This is a genomic window from Vibrio intestinalis (genome assembly GCF_025195085.2).
In the GTDB taxonomy this organism is placed as follows: domain Bacteria; phylum Pseudomonadota; class Gammaproteobacteria; order Enterobacterales; family Vibrionaceae; genus Vibrio; species Vibrio intestinalis.
In genome coordinates, this window is the sequence record NZ_JANAVY020000009.1 from 48,430 (window position 1) to 60,920 (window position 12,491).

The 12,491-nt window shown below is 44.4% G+C and carries 11 protein-coding genes; 2 read left to right on the plus strand and 9 right to left on the minus strand.

All coding sequences use genetic code 11. The features are described from left to right. Positions 1-24 precede the first annotated feature (24 nt). Together ptsP and rppH are read right to left on the minus strand one after the other, a co-directional pair. Positions 25-2,271: a phosphoenolpyruvate--protein phosphotransferase gene (gene ptsP / locus MU515_RS12900; RefSeq protein WP_260260841.1), complete on the minus strand. Its 2,247-nt coding sequence runs from the start codon at positions 2,269-2,271 to the stop codon at positions 25-27. Positions 2,272-2,273: 2 nt separating this feature from the next. Further along, positions 2,274-2,792 carry an RNA pyrophosphohydrolase gene (rppH, locus tag MU515_RS12905; protein ID WP_260260842.1) on the minus strand — a complete coding sequence of 173 codons (519 nt, stop codon included), beginning with the start codon at positions 2,790-2,792 and terminating at the stop codon, positions 2,274-2,276. A 620-nt stretch (positions 2,793-3,412) separates the two neighbouring features. Here rppH and mutH point away from each other — a divergent pair. Continuing rightward, positions 3,413-4,078 carry a DNA mismatch repair endonuclease MutH gene (gene mutH / locus MU515_RS12910; RefSeq protein WP_260260843.1) on the plus strand — a complete coding sequence of 222 codons (666 nt, stop codon included), beginning with the start codon at positions 3,413-3,415 and terminating at the stop codon, positions 4,076-4,078. 4 nt (positions 4,079-4,082) lie between these two features. Here mutH and MU515_RS12915 read toward each other — a convergent pair whose 3' ends face one another. Continuing rightward, positions 4,083-4,394, minus strand: coding sequence for a DUF6482 family protein (locus tag MU515_RS12915; protein WP_260260844.1), 312 nt, complete (start codon positions 4,392-4,394; stop codon positions 4,083-4,085). A 134-nt stretch (positions 4,395-4,528) separates the two neighbouring features. Between MU515_RS12915 and MU515_RS12920 the strand changes: the two genes are divergently transcribed. After that, the gene (locus tag MU515_RS12920) at positions 4,529-5,563 is read left to right on the plus strand and encodes an NADP(H)-dependent aldo-keto reductase (protein ID WP_260260845.1); all 1,035 of its coding nucleotides are present in this window, start codon (positions 4,529-4,531) and stop codon (positions 5,561-5,563) included. Positions 5,564-5,598: 35 nt separating this feature from the next. On the opposite strand, the gene MU515_RS12925 is transcribed toward MU515_RS12920, so the two are convergent. From MU515_RS12925 to mnmL, 6 genes are all read right to left on the minus strand, one after another. Then, the gene (locus MU515_RS12925; RefSeq protein WP_260260846.1) at positions 5,599-5,850 is read right to left on the minus strand and encodes a DUF1127 domain-containing protein; all 252 of its coding nucleotides are present in this window, start codon (positions 5,848-5,850) and stop codon (positions 5,599-5,601) included. A gap of 109 nt (positions 5,851-5,959) precedes the next feature. Further along, positions 5,960-6,082: a hypothetical protein gene (locus tag MU515_RS12930; RefSeq protein WP_260260847.1), complete on the minus strand. Its 123-nt coding sequence runs from the start codon at positions 6,080-6,082 to the stop codon at positions 5,960-5,962. Positions 6,083-6,355: 273 nt separating this feature from the next. After that, positions 6,356-6,802, minus strand: a complete 447-nt coding sequence (locus MU515_RS12935; RefSeq protein WP_260260848.1) for a hypothetical protein — start codon at positions 6,800-6,802, stop codon at positions 6,356-6,358. A 40-nt stretch (positions 6,803-6,842) separates the two neighbouring features. After that, positions 6,843-9,191: an aerobic respiration two-component sensor histidine kinase ArcB gene (gene arcB / locus MU515_RS12940; RefSeq protein WP_260260849.1), complete on the minus strand. Its 2,349-nt coding sequence runs from the start codon at positions 9,189-9,191 to the stop codon at positions 6,843-6,845. Positions 9,192-9,272: 81 nt separating this feature from the next. Next, positions 9,273-11,024: a GGDEF domain-containing protein gene (locus MU515_RS12945; RefSeq protein ID WP_260260850.1), complete on the minus strand. Its 1,752-nt coding sequence runs from the start codon at positions 11,022-11,024 to the stop codon at positions 9,273-9,275. 65 nt (positions 11,025-11,089) lie between these two features. Next, positions 11,090-12,028: a tRNA modification radical SAM protein MnmL/YtqA gene (gene mnmL, locus MU515_RS12950; protein WP_260260851.1), complete on the minus strand. Its 939-nt coding sequence runs from the start codon at positions 12,026-12,028 to the stop codon at positions 11,090-11,092. Positions 12,029-12,491 lie beyond the last annotated feature (463 nt).

Genomic DNA, 12,491 nt, shown 5'->3' on the forward strand with positions numbered 1-12,491 from the left:
TATCCTTATCTAACCTTAGGTAGGCTATTTGTTACCCGCTCGAATAAAGCCAGCAAGGCCTTTTTGTTCGAAGAAGTCTTGCATCATAGTATAAATATCTTTGCCATAAGGTTGCATCAGAGCTTTGTCAGCAAGTTGCTTTAATTCTTCGCTACTTGTGTGGCGCAGTAGATATTTCACTTTCGCGACGTTGGAGGTATTCATACTTAAACTGCGATAGCCAAGCCCAACCACCAGCAATGCGCCAATAGGGTCACCAGCGAGCTCACCACAGATACAGACAGGGAGATTAAGCTGCTGACACGATTGATGGATATGGTTCAACGCCATAATAACCGCAGGGTGCATGGATTCGTAAACATCAGAAACTCGCGCATTGTTTCGGTCAACGGCCAATAGGTATTGAGTTAAATCGTTGGTACCTACAGAAACAAAATCAACTTTACTCGCGATTAAAGGCAGTAAGTAAAGCATGGAAGGCACTTCGATCATCACCCCAACTTGCGGGCGAACAATTCGATCATCGACTTGTGACACTTCCTGATAAGCCTGTTCAATCAGCGCAATGGCGTCATCTAACTCTTGAGCACCAGAAACCATAGGCAGCAGAATGCTCAAGTTTTGTGTCTGCGAACTGGCTTTAAGCATCGCACGAATCTGCATCAAAAAGATATCTGGATGATCGAGGGTAAAGCGAATCCCGCGCCAGCCCAAAAATGGGTTGTCCTCTTCGATAGGCAAGTAAGGCAAAGCCTTATCACCGCCGATATCGAGGGTACGCATGACCACTCTTTTATCTGGATAGGTGTTAAGTACCGTTTGATACTGCAAGGTTTGCTCGTCTTCAGATGGAAAGCGGTGTTGCAGTAAGAAGCTAATTTCCGTTCGGTACAGACCAACGCCGTCTACCCCTTGGTTGACTGCGATATTGGCATCGGCACTAAGGCCGGCATTGAGCAACACTTCAATTCGCTGCTGATCTGAGGTAAAAGCAGGCTCTTCGATACGTTGGTTAACCATGGTGGCCAACTCACGTTCTTCATCGGCTAACGCTCGGTACTCTTTAAGCAATTGACGACTTGGCGAGACCAAAATTTTGCCGCTATAACCATCCACAACACCACGTTTGCCATTGATATTGGATAGATTAAGCGTCACGCCCATCACTGCAGGAATGCCTAATGCGCGAGATAAAATCGCCGCATGCGAGTTCGCCGCACCTTCTAGCGAGATCACCGCCAATAACTGATCTTTTGGAATGGAAGCCAGCAAGGTTGCCGTTAGCTCTCGAACCACCAAAATAACCGGCTTATCAAATTTAGGCTGCTCATTTTCGGTGTTGTGCAAGAAATGAAGCAGCCGCTGGCCTAGCTCGCGAATGTCTTGTGCACGTTCACGTAAATAGACATCTGACATGCGTGCAAAACGGTTGGAATAGGTTTCCACTACTTGCCTGATCGCCCAGTCAGCCCGATCCCCTTTTTGAATTTGCGCTTTAAGATCTTTGCGCAGCATTGGGTCGTTCAACAAGTGGGTGAATAGATCGAAAATCGCCAGTGCGTCTTTATTGATTTCACTATCCAGCTTTTTCCGCATACGACGAAAATCGGCCAATGCCGCTTCAATCGCAAGCAACAACCACTCTTGCTCTTGATCTACGTTCAATGTGGAAGCTGGGTATATATCGGTAAGCTCTGGCTGGGTGTCGTCCCACCAAAATTGGCCGATAGCAACACCTGAGGAGGCAGGTATTCCTTTGATCGCCTGTTGTTTTTTCTCTAATCGCCATTGGCCTTGTGTTTGGGCGTGGGCAATGATCACCGCCACCTGAGCCGCTAGGGTCACCAAAAATGACTCTTCCATTTCATCAAACAGACGAGGATCTTTTTGTTGAACAACCAGTACGCCTAATACTTGCTTACGGTGGATGATCGGAGTGCCGAGAAAGCTTTGATACACTTCCTCTCCGAGTTGAGAAAAATACTTAAAATTAGGGTGTTTGGAAGCTTCAGCTAAATTCAAAGGCTCAGCGGTACGTTTTACCAAACCGACCAAGCCTTGGCTGAAGTTAATGTGGATCTTTTTGCCTTTAAATCGTAATCCTTGGGTTGCCATTAATTCAAGGCGCTGCATTTCTTCGTTTGCGAGATAAACGGTGCAACACTCTGTGTTCATGGCGAGACACGTCTGTTTAACCAAAATGTCTAATGCCTGATGGACATCATCGACCTTGGAAACCTGTTCAACTATTTCCCTTAGTTGAGAAAGCATCTCTAACCTCTTCGTGGCTTACGCTTGCCTTTCGCTCGACGTTCTTTAAATGGCATTGCCATTGAGGCAAATTCTTTCATCGCGCGGCGATAAACGTCACGCTTAAAAGAGACTACTTGACGCACTGGATACCAATAACTGACCCAACGCCAACCATCAAATTCAGGGGAACTACCACGCTGCATGTTGATTTTAGATTCATCACAATCTAATCGCAGTAGAAACCATTTCTGTTTTTGGCCGATACAAACTGGTTTTGAATCCCAGCGCACTAAACGCTTTGGCAATTTGTATCTCAGCCAATGGCGACTTGTGGCGACAACTTTTACGTCTTTTTTAGTAAGACCGACCTCTTCGTATAATTCACGATACATGGCTTGTTCAGGTGTTTCACCTTCATCGATTCCGCCTTGCGGAAACTGCCAAGAGTGTTGTCCGTATCTTTTTGCCCAGAAGACCTGACCATGGTTGTTACAGATTACAATTCCCACATTTAAGCGGTAACCATCGCCATCTATCACTGGCCAACCTCAAATAAATTCTTAATTGCGGTAATTTTTCCACATATCCCCAACTGGAGCAAACTTACTAGTGTGACTAACGCAGAAATTATCACCGAATATTGCTCATTTGGATAACTATTGACCACGCAGCCGTTTATTCACATTAGAATGAGACATCAGCCACATTTATTCACCTTTTCTGTGTATAACTATGTGAAAAAGCATTCCACAAGCGATCATTAATCGAACAGCGCCCCTAAAAACGTAATTAACCCAAGCCACACAAAAACAAAAAAACCATAATATACAAACACCTAAACACAAAAGAGCAGACTTTAGCAATTACTTATATAAAGCTCATTAAACCAAAATACAGATCGGTCAAAGATCCACCAAGTTGCATTTATCCACACAGCCAAGTGATAGTTTTTATACAGTCACTCAACTTAGCCTAGAATACGCGCCTAAAACCCCTGTAAATACATACATTAGTCACAAATTTACCGGATTTTGATAATTCACCTGTGGATAACCATTTAATGATGATCTTTTAGGCATATCGTTCAAAAGATCCACGAGTCGATATTTTCCGTTAATTCATTACAATAAAGCCATCTCAACCAACCCTATTGTTAGCAATGAAACCCGAACCTCAGTCTGAACAAGAACTGCTAGAACGCGCCAAAGAAATCGCAGGCATCACTTTCAAAGAACTCGCAGATGAAGCTGGGATGGAAACACCGCCGGATCTTCGCCGCGATAAAGGCTGGGTTGGACAATTGTTAGAATGGCATTTAGGGGCAACGGCAGGCAGTAAGCCACAGCAAGATTTCGAACAGCTTGGTATTGAGCTCAAGACCATACCTATCAGCTACACAGGCAAACCGCTTGAAACAACATTTGTGTGTGTCGCGCCGCTAACAGGCGTTCATGGTTTAACTTGGCATACAAGCCATGTGCGCAATAAGCTATCGCGCGTTTTGTGGGTTCCTGTGGAAGGTGAAAGAGAAATTCCACTAGCAGAAAGACGCGTTGGCTCTCCTCTTATCTGGTCGCCTACAGCGCAGCAAGAGCAGCAGTTACAAACCGACTGGGAAGAACTGATGGAATTGATCGTACTCGGACAAGTTGAGCAAATTACAGCGCGTCATGGTGAAGTACTGCAACTTCGCCCTAAAGCGGCCAACAGCCGAGTGCTGACCGATGCGTATGGTGCGAGCGGCAAAATGATCAAAACCCTGCCCCGAGGTTTTTACCTTAGAACACAATTTACCGCTGAGATTTTACAACAGAACTTTGCTTAATCTCTCAATGGGTAACTAACGACATCTCAATATCATGGTAGGCAGGCCCATCGCTTGCCCCGCATTCATCATAGGCGTTATGCAGCCTTAAATATGCTTTTTCTACGCCTAGCTTTAACAGTTCTTCTTTCACCTTATCTAGCGACTCAAAGTGGATAGGTTGATCATCAAGTAAGATCGGCTCCAACTTGTGTTTGAACTCCACGGCTAATAAATAGTGCGAAAGATCCGAACAACTGATCACAAACACTTTCGGCGGCTGATAGCTCGCTTTATGGTGTCCATGAATCCATTTATCTAATTGCTTCTTATGCATGACTCCCCCAGCAATCGCGTTTGCTGTTGAGCTTAAGTATAGGTGTGTTTAACCAAACTTTACTGGTGCTGCACTTTTCTTGATCTGATTTGATCCGTATATTGGTTGAATATGCAATTTAACAAGGAATCGTTATGCTTTATCGCAAGTTGCCACACTCAAGCTTAGAGGTCAGCAAAATCGCCTTAGGCACTATGACGTTTGGTGAGCAAAATTCTCAAGCAGAAGCATTTAGCCAGCTTGATTACGCTTTAGAACGGGGGGTTAATTTTATTGATACCGCTGAAATGTATCCTGTTCCCCCCAAGCCTGATACCCAAGGTTCAACCGAATCTATCATTGGCAATTGGCTTGAAAAATCAGGCAAACGAGAAAAAGTAGTACTCGCTACCAAAGTCGCTGGGCCTCGCAACGTTCCTTATATTCGCGAGAACATGAGCCTAGACCGCCGCAATGTTCATCTCGCCATTGATGACAGTTTAAAGCGTCTCAAAACCGATTATATCGATCTCTACCAAGTTCATTGGCCTCAGCGCCAAACCAATACCTTTGGCCAACTCAATTACCCATACAGTGATGAACAATATGAAGTCACGCTGATCGAAACGCTTGAAGCGTTAGCTGAGTTAATTAAGGCGGGAAAAATTCGCTACATTGGCGTGTCAAATGAAACACCATGGGGCGTGATGTCACTGCTCAAACTAGCAGAAAAGCATGAGCTGCCACGAATTGTCTCAATTCAAAACCCTTACAACTTGCTCAATCGCAGCTTTGAAGTGGGGTTATCTGAAATCAGCCATTATGAGGGGGTTGAGCTGCTCGCTTACTCTCCTCTTGCATTTGGCTGTTTATCTGGCAAGTACCTCGATGGGCAACGACCAGAAGGCGCGCGTTGTACTCTGTTTGAACGCTTTGTTCGCTACTTTACCCCGCAAGGGGAAGCAGCGACTCAAGCCTATGTAGACTTAGCGCATAAGCACAACTTAGACCCTGCGCAGATGGCTTTGGCGTTTGTAAATCAGCGTCCATTTGTTGCCTCAAACATTATTGGGGCAACCACCATGGAACAGCTTAAAGCCAATATCGATAGTATTTCGGTTAATTTAAGTGATGATTTGTTATCTGAGATACAAGCAATCGGAACCACTTACTCCAATCCTTGCCCTTAAAAAGTCGGGGGAGCAGGCGATGCTCCCCCTTTAAGCTACGTTGGTATTCGCAAAGTTAGTACGCGGCGAAGATGACGTAAACGGCGTTCAACTTTGACTTCAGGACTAATGGTCTTGTTCAAAGGACGACCTTCAGTATCCAGGCCAATATCACGCAGCAAGTGCTCGTTACCCCAAGGAATATCGAAAGAACTGCGGCGGACTTTGCGTTGCCATGCTTTCTCTTCACGGCGGACATCGGCTTTAACAAGTACGGTAGCAAGTTTTAGGTAAATTGAATGACTCATGGTTTTTCTCCAGTTAGTGAGTTTACTGGGAAAAAGGCAGTCAAATGAGGGGATTGTCTTCACTTAATCGGCTGCCTTTCTCCGCAGCCAATTAAAATTGGATAACGGATCAGTAGGTTGCTTGGGTATCTTTGCGATCGGCGTTAACGGTTGAGCCACAAAAAGCAGCACCTAGTAAGGCCATAGGATCGACAGACGCACTAACGTGTTTGATAACGATGAATTGTTTCATTGTGCGCCTCCTAGCAATCTAATAATCCAATAAAATTTGATGGGTTATGAGCTTGAGCTCATGGTTAAATTTTATGCAACAGTGAATAATATTCAACCACTTATTCACATAAAAACTAAAAACATTTTTTTTACCTAAAAGTAACCAAACATAACCAATATTTATAAAATATTCCTCTTGGAAATAAGCATGTTGCAATACATTTATTTTGGTAATAAAAAAGCCAGTCGAAGTTAACTGGCTTTAAATTCAATTAATTAAGTGTTTTGTTGATTAATACACTTGGTCAATCGCGACACTTTTCTCTACCAACCACTCTTCGTGCTCGCCATTATTCAGCATGACCGCCACATCTACCGGCTGATCTGGGTCAACAGAGAATTGCCAAACAAAAGCAATTTCCCAATGATTTTCACTGTGGGTTCTTAGTTCAAGCAGATCGCCATCAATCAACCACTCTTCATCGCCCTGACGAATCGCAATACTCTGCACCATCAACTCAGCTGGCAGAGCGGCATTAGATTCAAGGTACAAGGCTCCATGTAAAGTCTGATCTTGTACTTCACCTATGGTGGGCATTTTGTTTAGCCACAAGTTGCTTTTTAGCTCCACGCTATTTTGCGCAACCATGATTTGATTGTCTTGCTCCCAACCCACTTGTGGCGAAGAGCAACCAGCTAACAAGGCTATACCGAGAGAGATTGCTGCAAATTTTTTCATGACGTCACCTATGTAATGCTTGGTTGTTATACGGGTAATATTAGGATGATTTAACGGTTCCTAACCAATCTTTAAGTACCTTAATATCATGCAGATACTCATTTTTAATCTCTTCGACCCAGTCATCGATGTTCTCCCACCACGCAGGTAGGTTTGGCGACTGAGCCTTTTGCGCTACGCTCTGAATATGTTTTAGACCAATAGAGCCCGCTGCGCCCTTGATTTTATGGGCTTCAGAGACAATGCCCTCTTGATCTTTCGCGGTCATATTTGAATCTAATAGATCGATATAATCCGGCATCATATCTTCAAACATTTCAACGCTGTCATAAACCGGTTTCGTGCCGACGATGCCAACATAAGATTCAAGCATCTCCAAATCCAATAGACGTTGAAACACTTCTGTATTGTCACTCTCTTGGGCATTGGATACTACCTTAGGCTGCGGCTTAGTTTCACCATCAGAGACCAAACTCAACACTTCTTGCACAGCAGTAAGAGATAGAGGCTTACTTATTGCCTCATCCATCCCTTTCTCATAATACTCTTGCTTATTCTTGAGCACATTCGCGGTCAGTGCCACCAACGGCGGTAACTGCGAGTAATGCTCACGGAAATAAGCCGCCACATCAAAGCCTGTCATATCCGGCAGCTGAATGTCTAAAAAGGCCAAGTCAAATTGCTCAGGGTCAAATAGCTCAATCGCTTCTTGCCCCGTCATTGCAACCGTTACTTGATGGCCTAAGCTTTCCAATAACGAACGTGCCACAGTGACATTAAGCTCGATATCTTCCACCATAAAGATGCGCAGTGACTGCTCCATACATGCTTCGATCACTTTGGGCTGCTCGATTTCGCCAATCGGCACGCGAATAGTGACGGTAAAGGTGCTACCAAAGCCCTCTTCACTGCTCACTTGAATATCACCATCCATCATATTGATGAGCTGTTTTGATACCGCAAGGCCAATACCCGTGCCCACGGCGTGTAAATTATCTTTACCTGACTTCACCTGATAATACATGGCAAAGATCTTTTCCAATTCCGATTCAGGAATACCGACACCGGTATCTTCTACTTCCATGGTGATGTGAGCAAAGCCATCATCCAGTTCTGAGCTAACTGACAACACCACACCACCTTCTTTGGTGAACTTCATGGCATTGCTGATCAAGTTCCACAAAACCTGTCTCAAACGGGTTGCATCTACTTCAATGGCGAGTGGCAGCGAGGTTAAGCGCTCTAAATCAAATCGCAATCCTTTTTGCTCGGCCATCAAGGCAGAGAGGCTTTCAATTTCGACCACAAATTCATCAAAATTCAGCGGCGCAGGATAAAGCTCTAACTTACGACGATCGAACTTATCCATATCAATGATATCGTTGAAAATATTACCTAATGTCACCGCACTGACATTAATCGTTTGCATATGTTTGCGCTGCTCATCAGTCATGTGGGTATCGAGCAACATACGGCTTAAACCAACAATGCCGTTGAGCGGAGTTCGCAGCTCATGACTAATGGTCGAGATGAAGGTGGTTTTATCGCGGCTTGCTTTTTCGAGTGACTCTTCATGACGCTTACGCTCAGTAATATCACGGCCAAAGCCAACCAAGCCCAAGTGACGGCCATCTTTGCTGTAAAAAGGCACTTTGCGTAGTTCAAAGTAACTCTTGCGGCCATCGGGATACTCTAACCATTGCTCGTAAGTAATGGCTTGATTGTCTGAGAACACCGTATCATCGGTTTCAACAATCTGCTGCGCCACTTCTTTGCTATACACTTCCCATGGGGTTAAACCGACTAATTGCGCTTCTTTTCGGCCGGTCAGTTCTTCCATCGCTCGGTTACAGCCAGAGAACACACCTTCGGCATTGCGGTAGTAAATCAAATCGGGTGAGGCATCAATGAATGAGCGTAACAACGCAGTACGTTCAGCTAATTCCATCTGCGTACGTTCGCGCTGATAAACCTCATTCTCGAGATCTTTCATCGCCTCTTCGCGCGCTTCTTCTGCTTTAATTCGCTCTTCAATTTCTTGATTTAGCTTGGCGATATTCTGTTGCAGTTGATTGTTCAGCTCTTGGTCACGCGAGCGCATGTCTTTCAGTTTAGAAACCAATTTGGAAAGGCGCTGACGAGACTCTTCTAATTGATCAACCACCACAGATAAGAAATAAACGGCCCAAGGGGTGATGATCAAACCAAAGAAAACCGAACGAACAATATCTATGTTATCGACATGACCACTGAGAACGAGCGTGATACCGACTTGAACGACAACCGCTAAAGCCACTAGCGCAAGGGCAAGAAGAATAGAAAAACGTAAAATGCCCAACTTGACGAGCAAATCCACATAATACTGAGCGAGGTTTTTGATTGTTTTCATTAAGCGCTCCGAGCGAAAAGGTTAATTAAATCTTAACCTTTTTCACCATATTCGGCTAAGGATTCCCTTAGTTCACAAGGCTTAATTTTCTGATGTGTGATGCACACAAGTTTGGTTTCGACCATCTGCTTTGGCCTGATACAACGCACTATCAGCCAAGGCAACGATAGATTCACAGCTGTCATCTGGATGAGGGAAGGCAGAGACAAAGCCAAGACTGACCGTCAGTAGCTCATTCACCATTGAGCTAGCATGAGGAATGTCTAGCTTACGCACTTCATCATGAATGCGCTCCGCGACTAACTTGGCACCGCTTGCAGTGGTATTAGGTAAAATGAAACCAAACTCTTCGCCGCCGTAACGGGCCACACAGTCACTTGAGCGAGACACCACTTGGCGGAATACTTTGGCTACGGCAATCAAAGCTTCATCGCCTTTTTGGTGACCATAGAGATCGTTAAAGCCTTTAAAGTCATCAATATCACACAACATAACGGTGAGCGGCTGTTTCTCACGCACATGCAAGTGCCACAAGGTTTCAAGTTGCTCATCAAAGCGGCGACGGTTTGAAATTTGAGTTAAGCCATCGACAAAGCTTAAACGCTCAAGCTCTTGGTTCGCTTCTTCGAGTTTTTGCTCAGCAAGGTAACGTTCAGAAACGTCACGAGCCATGACCAATACGCCATTCGTGCCGGAAGCTGGATCTCTAAATGGTGATTTCACCACGTCGTACCAAGTTATTTCACCGTTACTGTGAATCAACTGGTCAATATAACGCAGCGACTTACCTTCATTTAGCACCACATTGTCACTTTCAGACCAGCGCTCGTACGCCTCTTTGGAGATAACATCTTGCAGTCGTTTACCAATCAACTCATCAATGTCTGAGATACCCATCGCTTTGATAAACGGCTCATTACATGCTTGATAAACCAGGTTCTCATTGAAGATACCGATGGAATCAGGGCTAGACTCAAGGATGTTTTGCAATATCGTATCACGCTGAGCCAGCGCCACTTCGGTGTCTTTACGCTTATCCATCTCATCACGCAGGCTTTGCTGCATGTTGTACCAGTCTGTCACGTCATGGCTGATACCAAGCATGCCCAGCGATTCCCCTTCCGCCGACATCAGCACGCTTTGGTGTGTTTCGAGCAAGCAACTGCGGCCATCAGAATCGATGGTCCAGCGGCGATTACTGGCGCGGCCTTTCATAATGCCTTTTATTTCCGCGCTACCCTCGTCAATACGCTCTTGCCAAAAACGGTCAAAAGCTCGGTTAGTCACCATTTTCTCGCCGTGACTGCTTTTAACGTAAATAAGCTCAGATAGGTTATCAAACGCACTTTTAATCACAGATAGGGATTTGATTTCAGCCTGTATTTCATCGTCACTGGCACGATAAGGCGTCACATACATCAACCAAACGGAACGGCCTTTATAGTGAGTTTTGCGCCCAGTGACTTCGACTTGGATCGATTTAGTCGCCGAGACTGGCCATTCAATTTGATAACCAGTAAAGCCATCACCAGAGAACTTAGCGGTCACTTCGCTGATAAATGACTGATGTAAGGAGTCCGGTAGGAGGTAGGATTTACCGACAAAGCGCACGCCTAATAACTGCGCGGCAATATTGTTAGATAAGATCAGTTGCCCAGTTTTCGCATCAACTAATAGTAGCGAACAAGGGGTATCTTGGAACATGACTTCAATCTGGCGATTGAAATTTACGTAAAGATGCGCAACAACAATAATGACCGCGAATATAAGAATTAACTCAAACCCATGCAAATGCACGGATTCATATATCCACGTTCCTAATAGCTCTATCATTGCGTCATCTAAAATTAACTTTGGTTAACAGAAGAAGATACCAGTTTCTGTATGGTTAGTCTCAATTATTGCAATACAGGTTTAACATATTCAAATGTATCATCAATTAAACTGCCTTGAGCACCTTCTTTATTCAGCTCTCGACCTATCTCAGTCATCGCCAACCATCGGTTTTCACACCATAAAGGAGCAAGTAACGTTGGTCTTCTCGCCGCTGAAGATACGCGGTGATACACCACATTCGCTGGAGTCATGCGGATAAGTTCACTGGCGGTTGCAACATACTCTTCCAGTTCTGGTGCGTGTAAACGCCCAGCTTTCCACGCCTTAGCCATAGTACTGCCTTCAACAATATGTAAACCATGCAGCTTGATGCCATCGGTACCAACATCGAGCACCTTACGCATGGTCTCAATATTGTCGCTACGGGTTTCTTTGGGCAGACCGACAATCAAATGGGTACACACTTTAATACCCAAAGCTCGTGCTCGCTGAGTAATTTCAGCATAGCACTCAAAATCGTGGCCGCGGTTAATTCGCTTTAAAGTATCGTTATTGGCCGTTTGTAGGCCTAGCTCTAGCCAGATTTCATAACCTTTATTCACATACTCAGATAGTAAGTCGAGCACAGCATCAGGCACACAATCAGGACGAGTACCCACACATAGGCCAACAATATCCGCAGCCTTTAAAGCTTCTTCATACATGTTCTTGAGAACTTGTACTTCCGCGTAAGTACTGGTGTAAGCCTGAAAATAAGCAAGGTACTTCTTAGCACGAGCGATCTCACCCGCTCTATCTTGCAACTGGTCTTGAATACTTTTGATTTGTGCTTGCTCGTCGGCAAACGAAGCTACGTTACAAAACGTACAGCCACCACGGCCAATCGTGCCATCTCTATTAGGGCAACTAAAACCGCCATGCAGCGTTAGTTTGTGCACCTTTTCTCCGTAACGGCGCTGAAGATCTTGTCCAATGGTGTTAACCAGTTCGTGTAATTGCATGAGTACTTACTTGAGAATGAGAATAACAATCATTAAGATTTCTGTAATTTAATTACAATTCTGAAACCCTTTTTTATCACAATTGATCTAACCATAATTCACAGCATGATCCCTATCACAAATCAATAAACATGCAAAAATACGTGCTTCAAACTATAAATTAGGCACATTGCCAACATAAAAACTATTTATGCGACGAAAAAACTGCGCAACAGTGCCGACTTTTGATTGCATTTCGTACCGAGTAAATTGTAGGATACTTACAGGTTTTACTTGCAGAACTTCGGTTAAATTACAAAACAAACTGTAAGAAAATCGGTGTTATTCATCCCCCACCTATATAAATCACTACAAAAGTGATGCTGTAAAATGGATTACACCAAGGATTGTTTTTCTCGCAACATTTTTCCTGTGAGAAGCAGAAAGGAATCAAACCTGAGCAACCTCGTTCAGGTGCGAATCA